Below are 23,861 nucleotides of genomic sequence, written 5' to 3'. Positions count from 1 at the left end.
ATGAGCAACAAAATTCTGGTCGCTGACGATGATCCGCACATCCGCGATGTGATCACCTTCGCCCTCGAACGGGCCGGCATGGTCGTCGTTACGGCGCGGGATGGCGCAGATGCACTGGCGGCGTGGCGACGAGTGACGCCAGATCTCATCGTGCTCGATATCGGCATGCCCGAAGTCGATGGACTCGATGTCTGCAGACAGATTCGCAAAAGCTCGGATGTGCCGATTCTGTTTCTGTCCGCTCGCGACGAAGAAGTCGATCGCATCATAGGCCTCGAATTAGGCGGCGACGACTATGTGAGTAAGCCATTTAGTCCGCGGGAGCTGGTGGCGAGAGTCAAGACGATTCTGAAGCGAACGGCTGGTATTAGAACTTTGCAAAAGCAAAGCTTAGCTCGGGGAGCCTTGCGGCTTGATCGCGCCGCTCACAGCGTCAGTTGGGCGGAGACGCCTGTTGCTCTGACTGCAATGGAATTTTCAGTACTCGCAAGCCTTCTGGGCCGGCCAGAAGTGGTGTTCACGCGCGAGCAACTGATGGTCTCCGCCTATGGGAGTGGCATCCATGTGTCCGACCGCACGATCGACAGCCATGTGCGCAATCTGCGCGCTAAATTCCTCGCCATCGGCTGTGCCTCGGTCGTCGCCACCGTCCATGGCGTTGGGTTCAAGCTTGGAACGCTGGAGCCCATATCGTGACCAGGGCGCCGCGCGTGCCCAGCAAATGGCGACCGTCTCTGGCTCTGGTCGTCTACTCAGTGCTGTTGACCGTATTGGGCTTGCCATCTGGCCTCATCATCCTGGTTCGCGCCTGGGGTGGGCGCGGCCTGTCAACGCTCGAGATCGGTGTGCTGGTCGCTTCACTTATCGTCACCTTGATCATTGCCTATGTGCTGACGCGGGCGGTGACACACCCGATTTCGGCATTGATCTCTCGGACCCGAGACATTAGCCATGGTGGCCGCGACGCCATCGTTCCTCCCGATACTTATGGCTCAGCGGAACTTGCAACGTTGTCGCAGGCCTTTCTCGACCTCGCGTCGCGGCTGATGGATCGAACAGAACATATGCGGTCCTTTGCCGCCCATGTGTCGCATGAACTGAAGTCGCCATTGACCGCCATCCGCGGGTCTGCCGAACTGCTGCGCGATGAGGCAGCAAACATGACGGATCAGGAGCGGCAGCGTTTTCTGGAGAACATCATTTCGGACGCCGAGCGACTGACGCGGCTTGTGGCGCGAATGCGCGAGCTGGCCAAGGCTGAAGTACCGCTCGCGCGGGGCGCGACTACGCTCGGAGCCGTGCTGCCGGATTTGCGATCTCGGTTTTCAGAACTGGTGGTGGCCGCATCTGGGGAGGAGGTGGTTCTCGGCTTGCCAACCGAGGCGCTGGGAATCGTGCTCGGCCACCTGGTTGAAAACTCTGCGGAGAACGGCGCGAAACACCTGACTCTGACTGCCAGTCGGCAGGAAGGCCGGGCCATAGTCAGAATAGCGGACGATGGCGGCGGCATTTCGCCAGGAAACCGCGATCGCATATTTCAACCCTTCTTCACGACACGACGCGCTAATGGCGGTACGGGGATGGGCCTGGAAATTGTCCGTGCGATGCTTGAGGTGCATCAGGCTCGGATTTCTTTGGCTCCGTGCGATCAAGGGGCAAGCTTTGAAATAGACACTACTAGTCCCACACTGTGAACTGAGATTTCTTGGCGGCAATGCGCCCCAATCCGGTCATTTGACAGGGCCATCGAGATCCCCGAAAGCGGCCATCGCACGGAACTGCGCGTTTGGGGCAGAAAGCTTGCGAGGCTTTCCGGTTTCGTCCACCAAGCCGACGTTGGACAAACGATGGGCGGTAGACCTCTATTATCCCTACAATGTCAAGAGTTGAGGGACGGCTACCCGCGGGTACTGTATCGGAAGTTTTTCGGAGTGTCTTTAAAACAGAGGGTAGACAACCAATTGTCTTCCAACTTTCGTCGTCAGGGCTAACATTAGCCGGCCTTGCTTTGTAAAAGAAGTGGGCGGGTGCGCTACGTTGTCGGGAGTACTCTGTATGGAACGAGATAACACCATCAAGACCGGCGACCTGCCGTCTTCGCGAAATCAAATCTATATTCGCAACGACAAAGCCCACCTCGACCTGGACAGTTGGATGAAGTCCGACATCCCGATAGCGGTGGTCAACGGCGACGGCGGGTTCGGCAAGACAACCGTTGTTCGTCGATGGCTTCAAGAATCGGAGGCGGTGCGCAACGGTGTCGAACGGGCGGTTGGGCATAGCTGGCTAGCGATCCATTCGTTCTACGGGCAGACGGCATCCGAGAATTCGGTCGTGGACGATGCGCTTAGGGACATATTGGTGTCCCTCCTTGGCAAGGATGCCATGGTTCACTCCTCGGCAGTTCGACTTGAGCGTATCCTCAAGGCCGGAGCGGAAGGAGGCATGCTCCTCGTCCTCGACGGTCTCGAGACCCAGCAGGACAAGGCCGGATACATAGAAGGCAGTGCGCTGCCTATGGACGAACTCATCAGTAAGTTGTCGCAATTGCCAGCTTGCAAAATCCTCATCACCAGTCGCAAGGACCTTCACCTCTACCGACCCGCCCGGCAGAAGCTGATTAAGATTGAAGGGTTTGATCGGCGGAGTGTGGAAGAATTCCTTGAGGCGGACCTCGCGCTGGATAAGGAGGGCGTTTCGACGCTCAGCAACAACTTCTTTCCGAGCAGAACCACACCCCTGGTGGTCTCCGTGTTCGCGGACCTGGCCAAAGCGGGGCGCCTGGATACCCACCGGGAAGCCATCATCAAGACCATGCGGTCTACGACGGACCCCGAACACGATCCGATCGTCGATCTGTTCCGCATTTTGCGGCAGGGAATGGCCGTTGGGGTTCAAAAAGTCCTGGAAGTCGTGGCGATCAGCGATGCACCTCTCCCGACAGCGGATATCGGACGCATTATTGCCGATGGCACCGACGGAGACGCCGATCTCGATGCCTTTGCTGGCCTTCACCTCTCGCTCGATCCCCAACCGGAGCTCTGGGATCTTCATCCCAAAGTTCGCGATGCCATTCGCAACGTCCTTGAGGAGGACAATCCTCAGCGGTTTAGGGAGCTGCATGGGAAGTTCGGGGCGCTGTATGAGGAACGGGCCGCGGCACCAGCAGGCGAACTGGGCGCTCTCCGCCTCTCCTTCCTTTATCGGTCGCTCACGCACTGGCTGAAGTCCAGCGATCCGATGCACGGACTGCTGAAAGTCTACATCGAGAAAATTTCCGGGGACCGGATAGACCAGATGGGCGAAAAGGAAGCCTGGCGCTCCGTGCGGCAGGACTTTGCATATCGCCACGAGTTTCTCGCCTTGGAGGCCGTGCTCAAAACACTGGAGGCTCTGCTGAAGCAAAAGGCTGCGGTGGACGATCTGGTCAACAGCGCGCGATATCGATTGTCGATGGTGGCCCGCGGCCTGGGAGAAATGGACATAGCCGAGGAGCAGACCAAGCACCTGGCTGACATCGAAAGGGCCCGGAGCAACGATGTGAACGCCACGGGCCAGTTGGTCCTGACCAATCTGATGCGCGGGAACGTCGATTTGCCCCCCGATAAAATGAGCGGAGCGCTTTACTGGGTAGAGCGCACCGACGAATTGGCCGCCGCGTGCAAGCCGAAACGCGGGATCTATCCATCAGTTCGAGCCAACGTTTATGCGGGCGCCTATCACCATCGCATGGGTAACCAAGTGGAGGCGGACGAGAAGTTTTTGAACGCGGAGCAACTGCAGTCTGAGATGTACGCCCAGGATCCGACCAAACCGGAAAATCTGATCGGCCTGAATGCCTTCCTGCAATGTTGGTTTTTGGTGGAGAGCGGTGGCACGGAGAGAGCCCTGACCGCGGTTCAGAACTGCCGCCGGGATGTGTCTCGCCTGCGGGCTCAGGGCGTCGACGACGCGAATGCAGATCAATGGGAGGTGATGGCCGACATTACCGAAGCATGGGTGCAGCAGGAACACGCGCTGGCAACCGCGTCGACCCAATCGGCAGCCGCGCAGCGTGCTTTTGACCGGTCCCGAATTCTGTTGGGCGAATTGGAGCAGTTGGAACGCACTGGCGAATTCAAGATTCCCTTCGACATGGGTGTCATACATGTTCGTGTCGGAGCACGCAGCATGGCGATGACCGGCAAGCCGGATGCAGCAATAGAGCTGCTCCGCAAGCAGGTGGCGATTTATGAGCGCCGGGGTGTGATTTTGTACGCAGCCGATTGTCAGGCCGACATCCTGCGCATTTTGAACAGCCATAAAACGCTCACCGCGGAATGGGATCGGCCCGCTGTTATTGAAGTTCAGGATGAGTTGGACAAACTGGTTGCCCTGACCACTCACTACCCGCTCGGGCGGTCCCTTTGGCACGACATGCCGAAACTGCAGGCGTTCGAGATTGGTGCGGTGCCGTGACTGCCTGGAAGCGCTACCTGGAAAAGCTGGACGTTGAATTCGGCCGTTCTCGTGATCTGGCTGCAACTTCCGAAGCCATCCGAGTCTATCGAATTCTGGTTGTGGCTACTGAATGGGGGATCAGCAAGGGGGGGGTTAGCACCTTCAACGTCAACCTTTGTCAGGGGCTAGCCGCCCTCGGGCATGAGGTGCTCGTCGTGGTACCCAAGGATTTGATGCCTGGCGTCAGCGGGACCACCTTGTTCAAAGCAGAGGGCCTAGAGGTCGTCGAAATATCAGAGCGACCCAGTCCGGCGGATCTCAACAGGATACGGGAGCACGCGGCCGACTTCGTCCTGGGTCACGACAGATTCACCGGACGCACTTCGCCCTGGCTCGTCGACCTGGTCGACCAGCCGGCCCAGAAGGTTCTCTTCATCCATACGGATCCCATTATTGAGCTATACAAGCATGAGCCTGGCGGTAGTCGATACAGACAGCGCGAGGACCGCGATCACTTACATCGGTTGCTGTTCAAGAGTACCGATGTCGTTGTTCCGGTTGGCCCGCGTTTGGCGGAACACGCGCGCGCGATCTCAAGGCAGCTATTGCCGCACGAGCGACCGAAGATTGTTCAGTTTTACCCAGGTATCGCCCTCCGCGCGGAGGCCTGTCAGGAGGTGCCCACCCGCCCACAGGACTTTGAGATCCTGTTGTTCGGCCGCATGGAGGACAGCGAGCTGAAGGGGCAGGATATTGCCTTGGCCGCGGCAAGGCGACTCCTTGGAGAGAAGTCTGTTGGGAGAATTCGCTTCATCGGTGGCAGCCCCGATGAAGTCGCGGAGTTCTGGCTTTCCGGGGAGATCGGCGACCATGTGGATGCCAGGCCCTACATGGTCGACCGCGAGCAACTATGGGGCTACATCAGGTCCAGCAGCGTCGTGCTCATGCCGTCCCGCGAAGAGGGCTTTGGCCTTGTTGCTCTGGAAGCGATCGAGGCGAACAGACCGATTATTGCTTCGGGAAAGAGCGGGTTCGCCCAATGGCTACTCGATGGACTCGATACGACGCCAGAAGAGCGAGAGCGCTGGAAACAGTATCTGGTAGTGGACTATGAAAGGCCGGCAGACGAGGTCGATAAGCTCACCGAAAAATTGGCCCTCGTATACGAGAACTACAGCGAAGTGGTGGACATCATTGAGAGCTTGAGAGAGCGCGTGAGAGACTACGATTGGCCGGCGAGCTGCGACAAATTGATGAGAGGGCTTCGGTGACTGAGGCGGTGGGCAACCAATTTCAGATCGAGGAGATTGCGGGCGCTGGGTTCCCCTTGAAGGCATCGATCGAACAACGGTCAGGTTCGTCGCCGACGGTGCTCTGCCTGGGCGGCTTGCTTTCCGACCAGCTGGCAGTCGAGGGATCAAGAGCGCAAGCCCTGTCCGACCTATGCCAACAGTACGGTATGAGCTTTGTGCGGTTCAACTACCGGGCGCACGGGTTTTCGCCTTCCACACGCTCGTCTGGTGAGTTCCATGACGTTACGATAGCCGGTCTCATAGATGACACGGTGGCTGTCGCAGGGTGGTCTGAGGCCCGCAGCGTGGTCTTGGTCGGATCATCGATCGGAGCAGGCATCATGCCGTTCGTTGCCAAGCAACTTAAGGAAACGGGAACGGAAGTCGTTGGCTTTTACGGGGTGTCGGCGGTTCCTCCGATAGCCCTTCGTGATTTTGTACTTTCGCAGATTTCACGAAATGGGCTCCTTGCGGAGTTTCAGCGTGACGGCGAAGTCGTAGTCACCAGCGACACGCTTCCGTTCCCGGTTTCGGTGCAACAAGCCCAATTCGACAACATTGTCGACTACGCAAGGGCGCTGCCAGTCCTCGCGGACGAGGGATTGCCACTAGGGTTGTTGCACGGGCACTTCGACACGCTGTCAACCCAAGCGATCAATCGGGAACTAGCCATATTGTTCGGTCAGCCTGGTGTCGAGATTGTCGAGGTAGACGAAGGTCACGAGATTAGCTTCGAAACCATGACGGCCTTCCTTAGCTCGAGACTGTCGCAGTTTGTTTCTTAGCGACGACTTCGACATTGTTTAGTGTCCACGTCGATCAAGCTGGGCTAGTCCCATATTTCGCCGGTAGACCAACCGCCAAATCGAACTGTGGTCGTTGCGGCGGCAACAGTGCAAACGCATTCGTCGGCAGAAAACCGCGTCATCGACGACCTAGTTGGCCTTCCAAGGCGGTCGTCGTCGTTTGTTCACCGAAGGGCGCGATTGGTGTGGGTAGCGGAGTGTCGGCTATTCTGTACCACTGCCTGCTTTGCGCCCCAAATCGGTCATTCAGGCCGTCATTCGGTTCGCCTGAGAGCAGACGGTCCGCATTCTGCAGCCTTTACTCGCCGTAGCGTGGCGCTTCAATCGCTCGACACCGAGTTGCAGGCCTCCGGCGATTTGCTCTCCACCAGCCCACCCTATCAGAGTCCGACATGCTAGCAGACATTGCATCGGGTCTCTGGATTTGATGTGCAACTTCATCTTATCTGCCGCGCGCAACCGTGCTTGGTGAACCGTCCGTTCTCTATAAGGATGAGCAGGTCCGGCTTTCCGACAAAGTACTGTTTCCCGTTTTCAAAATTCAGCACGTTCAACCCGGGGTCGTATTGGAAAGTACGCTGCTTGCCGCTGCTATCGACATAGATTGATGGACCCGTGATTGCAAAGGTCCCGGTAATGGCCCCCTTGTTTCGACACACATAATCGCCCTCATTGTGCGGGCTTTTTTGACCAAGTGCTGGAGCGGTGCAAGCTAGAGTAAGGCAGACTGTGGCTACCAATGATTTCATCATCGTTATTCTGTTCCTTGGACGGGCGGGAATTGCCAGTTTGCAGACCTTTGTGCGACGTGGGGCGCCCAAGTCTGACCGCCCCGCCTGATGTGCAATTACCTTGCTGCGAACACGATACCGCAGTTTTTGACACGGTTGACCTGTTCGATAGCCTGCATTTCCCCCTTCAACCGAGCGACTTCCGCTGCGTCGGCGCCGTCGCCTTTCATGAAGAAGAGTGCTGGCCAGAACAGCACCACACCCACAGTCGTCATGGCCGCGTCCTGGCCACGATTTGACTCTTGCTTGCCATAGGCGGCCGCTGCCCGAGCCGAGACACCTTCGGCCTCATTGCGCAGTTGCTGGCAAGACAGGTTTTCATAGAGCGTGGTGGAAACATATGCAGCCGCTATGTCCTTGGGCGGCGTGGCACACGCAGCGAGTATTGAGACCGCGCCAAGCGCGATGACAGATTTATTCAACATGGATTGTCCCCCAAAGTAATGCGGGCAGATAAGCACCGCAAAAGGCTGACGGACAAGAGATTTGTTCACAATTCGTTAAGCATTGGGATTTCTCCCCATTACAGGTCAGCAGCGACTGTTATGGATAGTCGTCTGCAACGAAGCGGGCCCATCGCCGTGCGATTTCTCGGCCATCCAAGGTGGTGACAACCACTTCGAACTCCATGGTGCCAACCAGCGAGGCCATATCCCGGCCCATTTCAGATATTGCAATGCCCGCTTCTTGTCTCGCGGCTTCATCGTCCACGAACTCAGCGCTATAGGTCTCATTGGTGGTCGTGCCGTTCACCTGGCGCACGTTGAAATAGTACTTTGGCACGTTGCCTCTCCAACATTCTCAGCCTGAAGGGGCAAGAGCGGCTGTTAGTTGCCGTGTTCTCCGATCAACTCTGCAGATGGTTGGATTGGCTGTAGAGACGGACCATGTTCGTCGTGCCGTTCGTCACCCAGTAGACGCGGCACACCAGATGTTTTGGTACACCAGAGCGGAGGGCCTTTATGCCCAGAGCTTTCTCGGCCGCTTCCTCCGGGGATTTGGCCTCAACGGCAGCCTCCGGCTCGATAACTGCTGTGCGCAAGTCAATAACGCGAAACTCTGGCAAATCGAATGCTCCACGACGGCGAAAGCTACCAGCCTTTGGGCATGACACCCTTCAACTTTGACATGTGGACGTGTTTGTCGCCTTGACTCAAACACCACCCGCACATGAACATAAAGGGAACATTGTTTGTGACTGCTAGACATGCCCGCCGATTCCCTCAAGCAGATGGGCGCAACGCCCCTTCGCTTTAAGTGCGAGCCCTGCGGCCGGAAAGGCCAGTACCGAGCCGACCGGCTGGCCGAGCTGGTCGGTGACGTAGGATTGCCTGAAGCGATGGTGTTGCTAGCCAAGCTCGGCCAATGCCCCCGCGCCCTGAAAGATACGAAACTAGCTTGAACTCTTGCGGGCTGAGGTCCAGTGGCAGCCCGTCTTTCGTTACCTGCATGGTGCCAGTGTCAAGCTCGTAAGGTCCAAACGTTTCTCTCGAAGAGGCCAGACCACCGCTCCGCCTGATTAAAGCGCGCAGCCGTGCAACAATTTCCATGATATGGAAGGGTTTGACCACATAATCGTCCGCGCCGGCTTCAATTCCTTCCACGCGCTCTTCCCATTGGCCGCGGGCAGTGAGGATGAGGACCGGCATTAAACGCTTGGCCCGGCGCCAGCGTTTAAGGACTGTGAGGCCGTCCATTTGCGGAAGTCCCAGATCAAGCACGACGGCGTCGAAGTCCTCCGTCTCGCCCCGAAAAAGAGCGCTTTCGCCTTCCCTCTCGCGCTCGACCCCAAAACCCGATTTGCTCAATGCGATCACCAACGTCTCGGCGATTTGGTCGTCGTCTTCGCACAAAAGGACGCGCATCACTGGCTCCCGATAAAGCGCCCGGAGCGAGCATAGTAGTATTGGATGGACAGTCGTTCGGCCTGATCGATCACTCTGATTGAATAGACAAGCATCCTACCAATTCTGAGAAGCTCCGCATCCACCATCTCTGCGCCGGATCGCTGAAGAACGATCTCGGCCAGCTCGGAAAGGGGCACAACTTGTTTTGTCTGCACAAGGGCGAGCGCCTCATCCGGTGTTAACGAGGTGACGACGGGTGGACTAGCGTCTGCATGTCCACCGTCACCGATATCAGCCTTAGCGGGATCGCCGAAGCCGCGTAAGACTTCGTTTATTCTGTCGTGACAGACTTTTGAGTGGGCGCGACATGTACCGAGTACGCGCTGCTAACCCTATCTTCTAGTGGAATTGGGCCGGGGTCCCCGTTAGCTCCAGCCTCCTAGATCATCGCTGCGCCCAGCCTTCCGATGCCAGATGGTGCCCGTCTTGCTGCGCCACTCCTGGTGGAACCTTATTCTCCCGGACGCGTTCCGGCCTTGCGTGCAGATAGTCCCCCACTGATGGCACGCCGCCCCAGTGACCTGTCGCGCTGGGGCCCAAGTCATGTTCTCCCTCGGTCCTCAGCAGCTCTGGCTGCTGAGGTTCTGTTTGCTTTTGGTTGTAATTTTGTAGGGTCGCAGGAATTACGACGATAGGGTCTTAGCAGCTCGCTCCGACTTCGTGCGGGAGGATGCGCGCTGTCGGCTGGACACGCTGTGGTCAGCTCTTATTGACCACCATGTTCTCGGGAAGTGCGTCGGACAGGGTCTGACGGTCTGCAACTTCAAGGAAGGCTTGCAATGCTCTGTCCAATGCAGATGGCACATCGCAGCGTGCGGTGAATAGGCACCGCTCTCCGGCCATGCAGCCGACGAGGGCAAAGTCGGGTTCCGTGACCCGCAACACATCGCCCAGGGTGATAGCCTCGGGCGGCTTGCCCAGCATCAGACCGCCGTTACGTCCTCTAGATGGTTTGAGAAACCCTTCCTGAGCAAGGCGCTGGGCAACTTTCATCAGGTGGTTGCGTGAGATGTTGTTTGCCTTGGCGGCATCGGCAATAGTCGTGCGCTGACCGTCTTGATCAGCCACATGCATCAGGAGGCGCCAGGCGTAGTCGGAGAACTGGGTGAGACGCATGCTTGCTCCTGATTGCAAGGCAGCCTCCGTATGGGAGGCTGCCGCCGGTAAGCACTATTGGGTAGTGGTTGCGCTTCCTGCGTGCGGATGCTCGGCGTTGGGCCGATGGGTTAGCAACTGCCCTTCAGCGGCCACCGTCGGACCCTGGACTTGATAATCGTAAAAGGTGCCGTGCAACCCCCAGTAAGCGCCGGCGATGAGCACCATTGCAGCAAGCAAACCTGCAGGAACGCTACCGATAGCCGGGGCCAGTTTTGGCAGTTTGAGTCCCGATGGCGTCGGATCGGCCGCAATCAGAAACAGCGTCCCCATGATCAGGGCGTGGCCCACTAGGTCTATGCGACCGAAGGGGTACACCGCAGCGGTGAAGATGACGATTAGGGCGACTGCCGACAGTCGGCGAATGAGCGGGGTCCACAGCAGGCCAAATCCCATGGTGAACTCGGCAACGCCAGCCATCGGGATGAACATGTCGCGTGGCATGCCGAAGGTCAGGAAAGGCCGCTCTTCAACGAGCGGATAGAACCATTCGGCATAAGCAAACTTTTCAAGGCTCGACCACATCAGCGCGATGGCAACACCCCAGCGCAGTACGGTGAAACGATGCTGATACCATTTGCTCTCCGGGTCTGCCGCAAGCGCAAGATAACCCGCAATACCGACGCCAAGGGCCAGATAGTCAAGCAGATGGAAGAAGTCATAGTCCCGCAGCGCAATCACCCACAGTCCGATAATGCCGGCCGCAGCCAGGGGCATGGTGCGCCGCGAAAACACGAGCAGCGCGATCAGGAGCTGCAGCCACGACACCCATTCGTTCGGGGTCTGAAGATCAGGCGTGAGATAGACACCGCCCACTGCGAAGATGGCCACGAAGAAGGCGCCGATGACCGCCCGCATGAAATCGTCGCCGCGCCGCCAAAGCGGCAGGGCTAGACGGTCAAGCATGCCGTTGACCGGGGTCGCCGAAGGGCTGCGTTCCACCAGAACGGTGGCTGCGAAAAACACCAGGACCAGCGCGATCCCCGCCCAGAACCAACCATTTGTGAGGGTGTCGGTAATGGGGGCTGGAGCCGCGCCCACAACATAGGGCGCGAACCACTTTACATGTGCGTGGGCGGGACCAGTTGCCACGAGGGTCGCGATCACGGCGGCGAAGGAAGTGCCCAGAGCGTGCCCTGTGCGGGTGCGGCTCCGGCGCTCATAGTTGTCTGCCACGTCCAGCTCCATCTGATTTCTACGTGCTGCAAATGGGAGCCTTCTAAACATTCATTTCCACTGCATCTTTGATTTCAATCAATCTAAAGGCCACTGAGCTGAGGCAACGTCTGGCCGATATTGCAGGAAGGACTTAGTGATGGATGTCTTGAAGCTCGGAACGGCAGCTCTGCTGGCGGTCGCTTTCGCCGGTGCGCTTCTGGTGCGGGACCAGCCGGCGAGCGAAGTCGCTGCCTTGGCATTGCCGTCCGTCTGCGGTGAGGTGCATTCCGATCATGGCGGCGCCTCCATGCAAGAGCACCTTGACATCATGGCCGAGGGCCAGAGCGCGGAGATTGCGGCCCTGATCCAGACGATGGAGCCGATGCACACCGACATGATGCGCGGCATGACCGCTGCCGATTTTCAGACTGCCTTTGTCTGTTCAATGATCCCGCACCACCAGGGCGCCGTGGAAATGGCAAAAATCGCACAGGCCCATGCGACAGACCCATGGATCCAGATGTTCGCCCAAGAGATCATCAGCGCGCAACAGGTTGAGATTGCCGAGATGCAGACCTGGCTAGCGCGAAGGCGTCAATAATTGTACAGCGGACAGCGCGCTCTGGGACACGAAGTCGAGGCCTGAAGCTTCAACTCTTCAAGATGCTACGATTTGACTGCATTTCTCGATTTTTGTGTGAAACCAGACGGACCGCCATCGGCCCCGATTCGGTCACGAGCGCACCGTCATTCGGGCGCGCCAGCTGAAGCGGCCGCTCCGACAATTGGCGTTGCGAAGCGGCCTAACCGCCCCACGTGGAGATCACCCCATGGGTGGGCTCCAAGGATTACTCCCGCCGCCACAGGCATCGTCAAGGATTACTTGCGCACTCAAAAGGATTTGTGCGGTCGGGCGATCAACGCTCGGCCGCATGGCTTTCCGTTCAGATACGAGGAAGTCCACGCCTGTATGAGGCGTTGTTTTCTTCGCGCTTGGTGATGAAAGTCATCATTGTCGATTTGCGGCATGCCAGGGTCGACCCGACCCTGAAGATGGGCAGGTGTTCCTGATCGCAGGCGTGGTAGACTTGCCGACGGGTCATCCCCAGAAATCGGCCGATGGCCTCGGCGCCCCAAATCACGTCGCCATTGAGTTCGTAGTCGGTATCCATACAATTTAACTCCCGGACAAGAGATGCGAGTTCACGCCGCAGCTCCGCACTTGGGCAAAGCCGCGCCGGGCCACGCAGATGCAGCGTGGCCATGGCCGGAAATGTTGGGCTTATCCTTCTGTCGGACGGGAGCTGGCGTGGTTGTGCGAGCAGTCCGTCCCGCAGCGCACTACGGCGTTGAAGGGCCCTCCAATCCGGATAACGACACCGGATACGGAGGCGGGGTATGGCTATAAACGAGACTGAATTCCATGTTGATCTCCTGTGTTTCGGCCTATCCGTACGGGTGCCGCGCCAACGGCAGTCCGCCCGCTCGCGATTGCGACGGCCACAATCTAGGAAGCGCCTGATTGCTTAATGACTTGATAAACTCATGAGCCGCCCCGGGAGAACTGGAATCCCGGTCCAACCTCGTTCTCAACCGCAACGGGTATCGCGGAGTGGAAAATCTGTTAGTCCTTGCCAGCTTTCAAAGGCGGGACGTCTTGAAAGAACTCCTCAAGGTCGGCTTGAGACAGGGACAGCGTCGCAACAAGCAAAGTTGCCAGCTTGCGGCAGATATCCGCGTGTTGTTGGATTAGGTGCGCAGCCCTTTCCGCGTGCCGTCGCAGGTCTGACTCAACGACCTCGAGAAACCGGCGATCTCGGGACAAGAGGGCGATCGCGTCTTTCGGCTCGGTCCGCCAAACCAGAGCGTCTCCCCATCCGAAACTGGCATAGCCTTGAGCGACAACTTCGGTTGCCAGATGCAGGTCTGACCCGCGTGGCCCGCCCGTGCCCATCGTGAAACTGCCGCCCAGAATTTCGCGCTCGGCGGCCTGACCACCCAGGATGACGATCGCAGCCCTTTCCAAGTCCTCCCGGGTTGCAGGCGTGCCTATTTCGAAACGGGTGTGGCCTGCACTGTCCCTGACGCCGCGGGCGGTCACGAAGACCGGCTTTTGGCCTAAAAGGTGCCCCACCAGACAGTGGCCGGCTTCGTGTACGGCGACGCGCCATAGCTCTGTGGCGGACCGGGTATCGCTCCCGATAGCAGCGGCCCATAAGTCGTCGACGCAGATAGCACGCGCGGCGTTTCGCGCCGCTCGACGAGCACCAGCCACCCATTCGGCAGCGGCGGCACCGGTCGCCCCAGTCGTCAGCAGGGCCAAAGGGTGAAGATCTTCGTTTGCCAGGTCGGAGCCGAGATGGTGCCGCAGGATCGCTTCGAGAGCTTCGGTGGTGGGCGGCGCGATCTGCAGCAGCCGTGACAGTCGGCCGGGCCTTACAAGCGCGGGATCCAGATCACTATACCGATTGGTGGCTCCCAGTACGATGACGCCAGTCCGGTCATTCAGCGACGAGTCCAGTTGAACCAGGAAGTCGGTAATCACAGTTGTCCACCAGGACCTGTCTTGGTCATCCATCTTGTCTCGGGACGGCAGCGCATCGAGTTCGTCAATGAAGAGCAGGGAAGGCGCTGTTATCTTCGCCTCGTCGACGACGGAGCGAAACTTCTTAATCACCGCACCAAGGTGACCATCTGTGGTTGCGAACAAACTGCCGATGGATGTCTGGACGAAATTGAGCCCGCATTCATTGGCGATGATCCGGGCCACCATGGTCTTCCCAGTTCCCGGCGGGCCGGCCAGGACGGCACCCGACTCGATGGCAGAAAAAGGAATCTCACCCGACCTATAGGCGGCCAGGTCGGCCTTGAGGTCGATTCCCCATTGCTTGGCTGCATCGAGACCTTGGACAGAAGCCAATGGCGGTATGTCGGTGGCTGCTTTTTGGGGTGATACCACTAGCCGCTGGAGCCGAGCCAGTGTCGTTTTCACTGAACCGCCGCGTGGAAAACAGGCGCCCAACACGTTCAGCTCATAGAACCGATCAATACCCACCTTGATCCTCGAGGCGTCGCCGATCAAGGTGCGCCTGGCAACCTCGCGCAAGGCGGACCGATCGGGCAGTTTCAGCTTGAACTGGTAGTCGGCGAGCTTGTCAGCCTCGCTAGGTAGATCACCACTCTCGACGACGGCTATGACGCCCCCCTGTTTCGCGACGACACCGGCCAGGCGTTCAAGTTCTGCACTGGACTTCTGGCCGGCGCGAGAAGCCGATCGAATGAGCAGTGGGTAGCCCGGGAGCAACTCTTTGGTGGCGGCAGCGACCCAGTTGACCCAATCGACTCCGGGCGCTTCGATGAGCACGATGCTGAACCGGTCGACACGCAGCTTGTTGAAGACGGATGTGGGCACGGTCCTTTTGAGACAAGCGAGTGCGATCGCCTGGCGTGGGTCAGGAAATTCCGCCTTGGCCTCAATGAGCATGTCGAGCGTTACGGCCGCGTCGTCGTCGTCATCGTGCTCCGCCATTTCTCGCTCGCTTCCGTTCGGGTTCGCGAAACTGGATTAGGGCGAAAACCGAAAGGTGCCGACCCGGGCGAATTCGTCGTGCAGCAAGGATTGCTGTCGCAGCGCCAGGATTGTCGAGTGCTTCCCAGCTTTCCGGCTCCACAGGTTTGCTCGCCGGCCATTGCCTATAGCTGCGAGTGACGCCTCAGAGCAGACGAGAACTCCGCGCGGGTCCGTTTTGTGCGACCGCTCGGCAATTCTGCAGAACGAGCACAAACCTTCCCGTGGTCGTCTCAACTGGGCTCCTCTATCCATTCCGCATCCTAATGATGTCGCCGCGCATCACGGATCATCGGCAGGGAGGAGCGAATTGTGATTGTCGATCACCTGGGACTGACCGCGACGCATCTCGTCAATGCCGACGGTGTGTTCTTGCACGTGCCACACCGCATTCCGGTCCATGGAATTACGCTTGTGTCTGCGGATCGCACGACAGCAGTCGTCATTGCCCCGGCTTGTGCAATCGAAGATCCAAGGCTCGCGCCGTGGCTGTCACTGCATGGCATTTATCGCGTTGAGGACCCCAGCGGAACTATTGCACGCATCGGCGAAGGAAAGGTCATCGATCGCCTCCGCCGGCATAGGGCCGCGCCCGTCGTGCTTCCGGCACGTATCGTTGCGGCATTCTGTGCCGACCGCGAGTGGACCGCCGAAGAGCGCAAAAACCTTGAAACGGCTTTCGCGCACGCCTGGATCGCCGAGGGCAATGTTTTGGCCAGCACCATGTTCGATCGCGAAAGCCATCTTCGCCTGGATCTTGCCCGGCGCGCTGCGCTGACCAGAACCCTGCACACTATCCTCGACCTGATTTTTTTGGGTGAGCGTGTTCTGGATGGCGATGCGGATTTCCGTCCCCTGCCGGTGGATGCAAAAGAGTGGCCAATGGCCCCGACCTCCGTTCCGGGGCCCGCTGATGAAGTGGTCGGCCCCGCTTTGTTGATCGACCTGGCCCGCGAGCCGACCGTCTTTCGCCGGTTCGAGATCGGGTCTCGATTGCGGTATGCGGACGGCAGGATTGCCGCCTTGGCCACCGTGCGAGACGGTTCCATTGTCCTGCACCCTGGTTCCAGCGTCTACACGCACACCACCATCAGCGTCGGCCAGCGCTATCGTTCGACACACAGGCGGTTTCTTGAATTGGCGAGAGTCGTTGGCAACTCAGATATCGGCATCACCAGGGTGCCGGTTGCAGGGAGGACCGCGGCTTCGCTGATCAAGATGGTCACGGCCGGTCGGACCCATGTCGCTGCTCGCTGGAGTATCAACTAAGGCGCCCGGGTCGCGGGTGCATTTTTCATCGAGGACACCATGAGCTTGACGAAGGAAGCGGTAATGGCCGGCCTGTACGCGGCCATGAAACTGAGAGACGGCGAACTGCCGACCGATGCCGAACTGTCTGGCGCTCCATTGCTGACTGGCTGGGTTCTGGGAGAGGCGTCCGGGGGATTTTATCGACTGGGCGGCTTTGTGAGCGGGCATCCCAAACTGGTGGACGGATGGTGCTGGACCAGCGTCGTGCTGTACATCGAGCCGAACCGCCGCTGGGCACGAACGGTCAGTCGCCTATATAGGCTGGGCGACCCCCTCAACTCTTCCGAGCGGTGAGGACAGGCTGCTAGGTAGCAGCTTCAGGTGGGTTGGGTGGTGCCACACGTGGTTCGTGGCCCTTCCGGAAAGGCGTTCCTTCTTCATTCGGCGTGCTCCCAGACGATCCACTCCACCGGGTCTTACCACCCGTGTTGTCTGCCTGGCACGCGCAGGGGGCCAATCGGCGCAGATGGGGAATCATTTCATGTTGAAAATTCCGCATTGACCTCGTACTTTCAAACATGAAATGGTCGGGCAACTGCCAGATAAGCTGCTGCGCCTCCTTTCCATCGGGCGCCTGACGTTCTCGAAGGATGAGGTATCCTCCCTGCTGGGGATGACCCCTTCCGCCTTCGAGGATGCGTCGCAGCGCGCCATCAGCAGAGGACGCCTCCTTCGGCCTCGACGAGGATTCTACGTCGTCGTCCCCCCTCAGGACATGGCCTACGGAGCGCCACCGGCAACGCAGGTGATCGATGACCTCATGGCGCACGAGGGCGCCCCGTATTATGTGGGGCTGCTGAAGGCGGCCGAACTGCACGGCGCCGCCCATCAGGCGGTGATGGCTTTCCAGGTCGTTTCGTCGAAGCGAATGCCTTCCATCCCTTACGGTCGCGGGGTTATCGACTTCTTCTATAATGGCACCATGCCGCCTGACGAGTTGATCGAGCGCAAGCAAACGGACGCCGGCTTCTTCAGCGTGTCTTCCGCGGCGCTTACGGCGGCAGATTTACTGCGCTACCCACGGGCGTCGGGCTCGATCGACGCCGCGGCCTCGGTGATCGGAAACCTGGTTGAACAGATCGAAAGCTCGGCGCTTGCCGGCCTGAGAGGTGTCATTCCCACACCGACGCTTCAGAGGCTGGGGTATGTCCTGGACCAAGTGGGTGCTGCCGAATTGGCGAATGAGGTCGACAAGGCGATCGCAGGCGGTAGTCGTCGCGTCAAGCTGGATACCTTCGTCGCGACCCCTCAGGCTGGCTCGGAGACGCGGGATGATCGATGGAAGGTCGTCGTTCGTCGACCTTTGGAGCTAGACGATGAAGCCCAGGAATTTTCTCCTCGAACGGGCTAAGCGGGCGAAACGCCGCCCTGTGTGAAAGAAGATGCGAGTGCCAAATTGGGCTGGCTCTTCGCATCGGGATCGCCAGGGTTTTCCCGGCTCTGTCATATTCTGATGTGGGCGATATCTCCGGCGGGCAGAGGCGACAGCAGGTAGATCAGTATGATTGGATTATACTAATCTGGATTATTCTCACCGACGGCCCAGGACTTCGGGCCACGGGCGATGCGTCCGCACGTCGGACCGTTGCGGCCAATAGGCCGCCAGCGCTAGCCCGTTCACCCCATTGAACAACAGGAACCAGAGGGCCTGCAATTCCGGTGAGGACAGGTGCGGGGCGATGAGCGGTGCCGCCAGAGCCATGCCCGCTACGCCCACGGTTGTCAGACGCTGCAGTTGGGCGCGCCGATGGCTATCCAAACCCGCCAGGAGGGCGATCGCGCAGGGTACGGCCGCAAAAAGTACCAGATGAGCTGCCGTCCAGCCGCCCACCAAGGCCGACGCGGTCAGTGCAGCGGCAGAGAGGGTCGCCGCGATCAGTACCACCGGTCCGACCGCAAAGATCGGCCAGGGCATCGAGCACTGGGCGTTGACCACCAGTTGGAATTTTCGGTTTGTCCTTGTCGCGTTCATTTTCGGTCTCCGATTGTCGATGACCGAAGGATAGGGCCACTCCATGAAAATCAGAAACCTTGCGACCGGGGCCGAAATGGTCCGGCTGCCACTTGGGCGACAAGCGATCGAGTCGAAGCCTGCGGGGGAATACTGCGGGCAAGGATTATTGGCTCTATTCTATGGGGTACGGAGCCGGGGTACGAAATGGGGTACGAGTTGCGAATCAACGCCGACTTAACGCACTGATTTTGCGAAGTTTTTGCCGTGTCGGAAAAAATGGTGGAGCTGAGCGGGATCGAACCGCTGACCTCGTCATTGCGAACGACGCGCTCTCCCAACTGAGCTACAGCCCCTCACCACGCCGGTATATGGACAATATTGGCGCCAAGGGCAAGGGGGGGCGCGGCGGGCTGGCTAGACGATACGCCTTTCGATCAGGGCCGTTGTGGTATCGGCGATGGCGCGATCGGCCGCGATCAAAGGCCGGCCCAGAAGGGCGACGGCACTGCGCGAATCGAGTGATTTCAGCACCCCCAATTCGTTGAGAATGCCGCGCACGTCCCGGTCGAACAGGGCATAGACGCGGACAGCCCAATCGGGCATGGGCAGGCGCGGCACCTTGCGGTTCGGGGCTGTCTTGCGGACGATTTCGGCAACTTCCCCCATCAGCATGGACCTTTCACCCATGGGGAAGCGGCGTCCGCCGGCATTGGGGGCGGTCATGGCCTTGAGGTGGGCCTCGGCAATATCGCGGACATCGACAATGACGAAGGGCATGCGCGGCAGCGCCGGGACCGAGCCGTCCAGCAGGCGCTTGACCATCAGGGCGGATGTGCCCGGGTCCTCGTCGAGCAGCGGCCCCAGAATGGCGCTGGGATTGATGGTGGCGAGGTCGTTTTCACGGCCAGCCTCCCGCATGATCTCCCAGGCACGCTGTTCTGCCAGGGTCTTGGATTCGATATAGGCGTTGACGCCGCGGCCATTCAGGTTTGTCCAGTCCGCCTCGGTGAACGGCCTCGTCCGCGATTTGTCATGGCCATAGGCGATCGCTGCCATGGATGAGGTCAATACGATCCGCTCGACGCTGGCCTTGAGGGCCGCATTGAGCGCCCGCTCGGTCCCTTCGACGGCGGGGCGAATGAGTTCCATCTTGTCCTCGGGCAGGTCGATGACAAAGGGCGAGGCGGTGTGCTGGAGATAGCGCACGCCGTCCATAGCCTTGTCCCAGCCCTTGTCGGACATGAGGTCGAGTTCGACGAATTCGAGCCGGGAGATGTCGGTGCCGGCGCGGCGTAGCGTGTCCCGCACCGCCTCGGCCTTGCCGATGTTGCGCAGGCTGCCGCGCACGCTATAACCGGCCTTGAGCAGGGCCAAAGCAAGGTGACCGCCGAGAAATCCGGATATGCCGGTGAGCAGGACGCGGTCATGGACTTGGGCGTTTGCGGACATGGGATGGCCTCCTGATGAATTGAACGATATATACGTTGATCGTTCAATTCGTTCAATATCGATGGGTACACATATTTGCGATGAGCACTGACAGGCACTCGGAAAAGCGAGCGCGCATCCTCGATGCGGCGCAGGAGCTGTTCCTGCACCAGGGCTTGCGGGCGACCACCATGGAGGCGATCGCCAAGGCAGCGCGCATGGCCAAGGCCACGCTTTATGCGGAGTTCTCCGACAAGGACGCAATTTTCCTGGCCATTCTGGAGCAGCTGATCGCCGAAAAGCTGGTGCGCTTCGAGGCGGGCCTGGCCGCGCCGGGGCCACTGGTCGACCGCATCGGAGCGGCGCTGGCAGCAGAGTTCGGCGTGATTGCCGAAGCACTGGCCGGCTCGGCCCATACCGAAGAACTATTCTCGGCACATCGCCTCGGCTCGGCGCTCTTTGCCGCATCGGACCGCACCGTGCGGGAACGGGTCACGACGGAATTGGCCGCCGCAGGGGTCGCAGATCCCGCCAGGCTGGCGCGGCTGGTGCTGGACGCCAGCTATGGCGTGGCGCAGAAATCGATTGCCGCCGAGACGCTGGCTGAAGACCTTGTACTGGTGGCGCGCCGCTTGCTGGGGCCAGAGCTCTCCTAGCGCGCGACCGACGCCCAGGCCCCCACCTTTTCGCTCTCAAAGATCGCGTCGATCACCCGCATCGTCTTGATCGCATCTTCAACGCCATAGGGCAGGGGCGTGTTGCCCAGAACCGCCTGGGCAAAGGCCTCCGCCTGTTCGGAATATTGGTCGCAGGCGGGCAGGATTTCGCGCCGGGCGAGCGCGCCGTCGACAGTGCCACTGACATCGATGGTGATGGCAGTCGGCATATTTGCGGGGGCGTTGAAGGGGATGATGATCTCGGCCTTGGCCCGGGTCCCGAAGACTTGCACGCGCTGGTGCGGCGCGGCCTGGGTGGAACAGGTAAAGCTCAATTGCCGGCCACCGCCGAAATCGGCCATGACGCTGGCGAGACGGTCGGTGCCGAAATCGGGGTCCCGTTCTACCAGGGAAACGACGCGGCTGGGCTCGCTCTCGAAGAAATAGCGCCCCGCGGTGACGGGATAGCAGCCGATATCCATGATGCCGCCGCCGCCGATATCGGCCTGGTTGCGCACATTGGCGGGGTCGACATTGTGATAGGTGAAGACGGCGTTGATGGAGCGAATGTCACCCAATTCGCCCGAGCGGATGATCTCGCGAACCCGCTGCCATTGCGGATGGAAGCGCACCATGAAGGCTTCCATGAAGACAATGTCCTTGGGAATGGCGCGCAATTGCTCGGCCTCGGTCGCCGAGAGGGCGATCGGTTTTTCGCATAACACGTGCTTGCCGGCGCGCGCCGCTGCCAGGGTCATGGGCACATGTAAATGGTTGGGTAGCGGATTGTAGATGGCGTCGATGTCGGGGTCGGCAAACAGGTCTTCATAGGAGCCATAGGCCCGCTCAATGCCGAGGCGGTCAGCCGCGGCCCGGGCCTTGGCGGCATCGCGAGAGGCGATCGCCAGCACCTGGGAACTGGGCGAAGCCTGGATGGCGGGCGTTACCTTCTCCATCCCGATATTGGCGGTGGACAGGATGCCCCAACGAACGGTCTTGGTCATGAAATGCTCCTCTGCCTGTGTCTGACGTACGCTCCTCAGGGCGGTTCGGGCAAGTGTCGGCGCGCAGAAAGTCTCACCGGAATGTCATCATGCCTGCGTTAACCTTGGCGTCGGCTGCCTCGGTTCTGCCAAACGAGCTGTGTTAACCTGGTCTTAAGGGCCCGGTGGCGGGCCGACAGCTTGCCGGGGCCATTCATGCAGCTCAAGCCCAATGCCTTCCGCCTCCACGAAACCGCACGCGGGGTGGAGACCATGAGCCGGTTTGCCCTGGCGGTGCTGGCGCTGGCCTCCGGCGTCTATACCTATCTGGGGGTGAGAGGCCTGCTCGATGGTTCGGCGAGCTTTGTCTTTTTTGCCGCCATCATCTATTCGGCGGCCGTCTCGGTCGCGATTTACGCCTTCTGGACCTATATGATGCGGTTCATTCCGCTGGTGGTCAGCGGTGTGCAACGGATCGGCTTGTTCGTTACCATGCTGGCCGGCTCGGTGATGATCATCGCCATGAGCTCCTGGCTCAATGCCGCGGCCCTGGCCGGCTCTGCGGCTCTCGAACAGCATATGGCTGTCACGCTCCAGGGCTATGCGGAAGATCTGGATCAGGCCCATGCCAATGCTTTGGCCAGCCAGAGCCTGCTGCCCGATGTCGAGCGCGCCGCCGCCCGGTTTGCCGCCCTGGCTCAGGATGAGCGGGAGAGCGGCGCCCTCACCGGAACGCAGGGCTCGGGCAGCGTGGTGCAATTGCTCACCCAGATGAGCACGCAGATGACGCAACTGGCCGGCACCATCTCCGGATCGCGCGAAGAGGTTTCGACGCTGTTCGCCCAGGGTTCGGAGCGCTTGGCCAGCATGCGCGAGCTGGTGTCGACGCCGGGGCAGATCGAGCCGCGCTCGGACGCTTTCCAGGCCGAGGCGGTGCAGCTCTCGGCCGTCATTGCCGCCCTGCAGCAGACCGACGTGGCCGCTTCGGTGCGGCGCGCCGCTACCGATCTCTCCGCGGGTTTCATCGCCCCGGTGGCCGATGGCCGGGTGGGCGATCTGGCTGTGCGACAGAACCAGGTGATGGCGACAGTCCAGAGCTCGGTGGATGCCCAGTCGGCGGCTCTGGTGGCGGCGGCCGACGAAATTCTGGCCACGCCCAGCGTCGCGCAACGACGCTTTGTGCCCCTGTCCTCCGCAGAGGCGGTGATCCGCTACTGGGGCGATTTCATCCCCTCCTGGGCGGGCGCCATTTCGATAGACCTGCTGCCCGTGGTGCTGGTGCTGGTGCTAATGATCGTCAACGATGCCATGCGGCGCGAGGCCGAGACGCTCAAGGAAGCCGAGACCATAACGGCGGCCGAAATGCTGCGGGCCATGGCGCTCTACAAGCGTATGGAAGCCGAGGGCGCCGCCGAGGCAGCGGCAGCGCTCACGCCGCAGATCGAGGAAATCGAGGAGCGGCCGGCGGCGCAGGGGCCAGACGAAGCGGCAGGTGACGAAGAGGGGACCGTGACGCCCATTGACGCGGCGCAGCGTAAGCGCGGCGAGGGGCCGCGCCCGGCATGAAGACAGAGGCCAATGCGCGCCCGGCGACCGATGCGGGGCCGTTCTACCGGCATCTACTAAGCGGATTGGCGAAGATCGAAGATGGCGCCATTCTGCGCTTTGCCTTTTTCGCGCTGCTGGCCGGCACGATCGGCGTGCTCTATGTCGATTTTCGTGAGCTGAGCGCCAATGCCCCCGCCGCGCTAACCTATACGCCGCAACCCATATTGCCGCCGACGAGCACCCAGGATGGTGGCGGGCGGCCGCGTCCCGCCCTGACGACGCCGCCGGAACTTCTGGATGAGCCCCTGCGAATCGAGCTGGAAGGCGGCGGGGTGTTGCGGCTCACCGGCACCATTGATCCGGGCGCGGCAAAAAGATTTGAACACGAGATCGATACAAGGGGCGAATATGTGTCAACCGTGCTGCTGGATTCCCCCGGCGGCGCAGTGGACGATGCCCTCGAAATGGGGCGCCTGATTGGGGAGAAAGGACTTCATACGCGAGTGCCGGATGGTGCGCTTTGTGCATCCTCCTGTCCGATTGTTTTTGCCTCGGGCCAGGTCCGGGAGGCAGGACGTGAGGCGGCCATAGGCGTGCACCAGATCTATGCGGCGGCGCTTAACGCCTCGCCTGTGGATGCGTTGAGCGTTGCAGGCGTGGCCATGGCTGACGCGCAGACGGCTACGGCGGCAATCACCCGGCGCCTGACCGAGGCCGGCGTAGACCCGGCGATGTGGCTGCATGCGCTCGAGACGCCGCCCGACCGGCTTTACTATTTTTCGCCCGAAGAGCTCGAGCGTTATCGGCTCGTCACGCAATGGGCGGAGAATTGATGTTGTGGAGCGGAACCGGAGGAGGACCGGG

General features: G+C 60.1%; 23 protein-coding genes and 1 tRNA gene. 12 read left to right on the top strand and 12 right to left on the bottom strand.

What is annotated here, in order from left to right; genetic code table 11:
* The 5 genes from QZ564_RS02725 (at nucleotide 1) to QZ564_RS02705 (ending at nucleotide 6,517) form a co-directional block, all read left to right on the top strand.
* Nucleotides 1–696 carry a response regulator transcription factor gene (locus QZ564_RS02725; protein WP_297104185.1) on the top strand — a complete coding sequence of 232 codons (696 nt, stop codon included), beginning with the start codon at nucleotides 1–3 and terminating at the stop codon, nucleotides 694–696.
* Nucleotides 693–1,694, top strand: coding sequence for a histidine kinase dimerization/phospho-acceptor domain-containing protein (locus QZ564_RS02720; RefSeq protein ID WP_297104182.1), 1,002 nt, complete (start codon nucleotides 693–695; stop codon nucleotides 1,692–1,694). The genes QZ564_RS02725 and QZ564_RS02720 overlap by 4 nt, the downstream gene beginning before the upstream one ends.
* A 361-nt stretch (nucleotides 1,695–2,055) precedes the next feature.
* The gene (locus tag QZ564_RS02715; protein WP_297104179.1) at nucleotides 2,056–4,458 is read left to right on the top strand and encodes an NACHT domain-containing protein; all 2,403 of its coding nucleotides are present in this window, start codon (nucleotides 2,056–2,058) and stop codon (nucleotides 4,456–4,458) included.
* Nucleotides 4,455–5,711 carry a glycosyltransferase family 4 protein gene (locus QZ564_RS02710; RefSeq protein WP_297104176.1) on the top strand — a complete coding sequence of 419 codons (1,257 nt, stop codon included), beginning with the start codon at nucleotides 4,455–4,457 and terminating at the stop codon, nucleotides 5,709–5,711. The genes QZ564_RS02715 and QZ564_RS02710 overlap by 4 nt, the downstream gene beginning before the upstream one ends.
* On the top strand, nucleotides 5,669–6,517 hold the full coding sequence (locus QZ564_RS02705) for a hypothetical protein (RefSeq protein WP_297104174.1): 849 nt from the start codon (nucleotides 5,669–5,671) through the stop codon (nucleotides 6,515–6,517). The genes QZ564_RS02710 and QZ564_RS02705 overlap by 43 nt, the downstream gene beginning before the upstream one ends.
* An 868-nt stretch (nucleotides 6,518–7,385) precedes the next feature.
* On the opposite strand, the gene QZ564_RS02700 is transcribed toward QZ564_RS02705, so the two are convergent.
* The 6 genes from QZ564_RS02700 to QZ564_RS02675 form a co-directional block, all read right to left on the bottom strand.
* A complete protein-coding gene (locus QZ564_RS02700) occupies nucleotides 7,386–7,823 on the bottom strand; it encodes a hypothetical protein (protein WP_297104172.1) in 438 nt (145 codons plus the stop codon).
* Nucleotides 7,824–7,872: 49 nt separating this feature from the next.
* Nucleotides 7,873–8,112 (bottom strand): hypothetical protein, encoded by a 240-nt coding sequence (locus QZ564_RS02695; protein ID WP_297104170.1) that lies wholly within the window; start codon nucleotides 8,110–8,112, stop codon nucleotides 7,873–7,875.
* A gap of 64 nt (nucleotides 8,113–8,176) precedes the next feature.
* Entirely contained in the window at nucleotides 8,177–8,395 is a 219-nt protein-coding gene (locus QZ564_RS02690) for a hypothetical protein (protein WP_297104168.1), read from the bottom strand.
* Between the two features lie 187 nt (nucleotides 8,396–8,582).
* Complete coding sequence (locus QZ564_RS02685) at nucleotides 8,583–9,194, bottom strand: response regulator (RefSeq protein WP_297104167.1); 612 nt, start codon at nucleotides 9,192–9,194, stop codon at nucleotides 8,583–8,585.
* A gap of 741 nt (nucleotides 9,195–9,935) precedes the next feature.
* Nucleotides 9,936–10,352: an Rrf2 family transcriptional regulator gene (locus QZ564_RS02680; RefSeq protein WP_297104165.1), complete on the bottom strand. Its 417-nt coding sequence runs from the start codon at nucleotides 10,350–10,352 to the stop codon at nucleotides 9,936–9,938.
* 54 nt (nucleotides 10,353–10,406) lie between these two features.
* The gene (locus QZ564_RS02675; RefSeq protein WP_297104163.1) at nucleotides 10,407–11,567 is read right to left on the bottom strand and encodes a hypothetical protein; all 1,161 of its coding nucleotides are present in this window, start codon (nucleotides 11,565–11,567) and stop codon (nucleotides 10,407–10,409) included.
* Nucleotides 11,568–11,706: 139 nt separating this feature from the next.
* On the opposite strand from QZ564_RS02675, the gene QZ564_RS02670 reads away from it, so the two are divergent.
* Nucleotides 11,707–12,150, top strand: a complete 444-nt coding sequence (locus QZ564_RS02670; RefSeq protein WP_297104161.1) for a DUF305 domain-containing protein — start codon at nucleotides 11,707–11,709, stop codon at nucleotides 12,148–12,150.
* A gap of 343 nt (nucleotides 12,151–12,493) precedes the next feature.
* On the opposite strand, the gene QZ564_RS02665 is transcribed toward QZ564_RS02670, so the two are convergent.
* Together QZ564_RS02665 and QZ564_RS02660 are read right to left on the bottom strand one after the other, a co-directional pair.
* Nucleotides 12,494–12,721 (bottom strand): DNA-binding protein, encoded by a 228-nt coding sequence (locus QZ564_RS02665; RefSeq protein WP_297104159.1) that lies wholly within the window; start codon nucleotides 12,719–12,721, stop codon nucleotides 12,494–12,496.
* Nucleotides 12,722–13,173: 452 nt separating this feature from the next.
* Complete coding sequence (locus tag QZ564_RS02660) at nucleotides 13,174–15,078, bottom strand: AAA family ATPase (RefSeq protein WP_297104157.1); 1,905 nt, start codon at nucleotides 15,076–15,078, stop codon at nucleotides 13,174–13,176.
* A gap of 351 nt (nucleotides 15,079–15,429) precedes the next feature.
* Here QZ564_RS02660 and QZ564_RS02655 point away from each other — a divergent pair, with 351 nt between their 5' ends.
* From QZ564_RS02655 to QZ564_RS02645, 3 genes are all read left to right on the top strand, one after another.
* Nucleotides 15,430–16,386: a hypothetical protein gene (locus QZ564_RS02655; RefSeq protein ID WP_297104155.1), complete on the top strand. Its 957-nt coding sequence runs from the start codon at nucleotides 15,430–15,432 to the stop codon at nucleotides 16,384–16,386.
* Between the two features lie 39 nt (nucleotides 16,387–16,425).
* On the top strand, nucleotides 16,426–16,722 hold the full coding sequence (locus QZ564_RS02650) for a DUF6634 family protein (RefSeq protein ID WP_297104154.1): 297 nt from the start codon (nucleotides 16,426–16,428) through the stop codon (nucleotides 16,720–16,722).
* A gap of 229 nt (nucleotides 16,723–16,951) precedes the next feature.
* Nucleotides 16,952–17,779: a type IV toxin-antitoxin system AbiEi family antitoxin gene (locus tag QZ564_RS02645; RefSeq protein WP_297104149.1), complete on the top strand. Its 828-nt coding sequence runs from the start codon at nucleotides 16,952–16,954 to the stop codon at nucleotides 17,777–17,779.
* A 180-nt stretch (nucleotides 17,780–17,959) separates the two neighbouring features.
* Here the strand turns inward: QZ564_RS02645 and QZ564_RS02640 are convergent, their stop codons facing one another.
* From QZ564_RS02640 to QZ564_RS02630, 3 genes are all read right to left on the bottom strand, one after another.
* The gene (locus QZ564_RS02640; protein WP_297104147.1) at nucleotides 17,960–18,400 is read right to left on the bottom strand and encodes a hypothetical protein; all 441 of its coding nucleotides are present in this window, start codon (nucleotides 18,398–18,400) and stop codon (nucleotides 17,960–17,962) included.
* 259 nt (nucleotides 18,401–18,659) lie between these two features.
* Nucleotides 18,660–18,735, bottom strand: a tRNA-Ala gene (locus QZ564_RS02635).
* Between the two features lie 61 nt (nucleotides 18,736–18,796).
* Nucleotides 18,797–19,831, bottom strand: coding sequence for an NAD-dependent epimerase/dehydratase family protein (locus tag QZ564_RS02630; protein ID WP_297104146.1), 1,035 nt, complete (start codon nucleotides 19,829–19,831; stop codon nucleotides 18,797–18,799).
* Between the two features lie 80 nt (nucleotides 19,832–19,911).
* Between QZ564_RS02630 and QZ564_RS02625 the strand changes: the two genes are divergently transcribed.
* Nucleotides 19,912–20,466 (top strand): TetR/AcrR family transcriptional regulator, encoded by a 555-nt coding sequence (locus QZ564_RS02625; RefSeq protein WP_297104144.1) that lies wholly within the window; start codon nucleotides 19,912–19,914, stop codon nucleotides 20,464–20,466.
* On the opposite strand, the gene QZ564_RS02620 is transcribed toward QZ564_RS02625, so the two are convergent.
* A complete protein-coding gene (locus QZ564_RS02620) occupies nucleotides 20,463–21,470 on the bottom strand; it encodes a Gfo/Idh/MocA family oxidoreductase (protein ID WP_297104142.1) in 1,008 nt (335 codons plus the stop codon). The genes QZ564_RS02625 and QZ564_RS02620 overlap by 4 nt on opposite strands.
* Before the next feature lie 195 nt (nucleotides 21,471–21,665).
* Here QZ564_RS02620 and QZ564_RS02615 point away from each other — a divergent pair, with 195 nt between their 5' ends.
* Nucleotides 21,666–23,015: a hypothetical protein gene (locus QZ564_RS02615; RefSeq protein ID WP_297104140.1), complete on the top strand. Its 1,350-nt coding sequence runs from the start codon at nucleotides 21,666–21,668 to the stop codon at nucleotides 23,013–23,015.
* Entirely contained in the window at nucleotides 23,012–23,830 is an 819-nt protein-coding gene (locus tag QZ564_RS02610; RefSeq protein WP_297104138.1) for a hypothetical protein, read from the top strand. Before QZ564_RS02615 ends, QZ564_RS02610 begins: the two co-directional genes overlap by 4 nt.
* Nucleotides 23,831–23,861 lie beyond the last annotated feature (31 nt).

The sequence above is a fragment of the uncultured Devosia sp. genome, assembly GCF_913055165.1.
Lineage (GTDB): Bacteria > Pseudomonadota > Alphaproteobacteria > Rhizobiales > Devosiaceae > Devosia.
The sequence above is the reverse complement of the archived record's forward strand: the minus strand, read 5'-3'. Positions and strand labels throughout refer to the sequence as shown.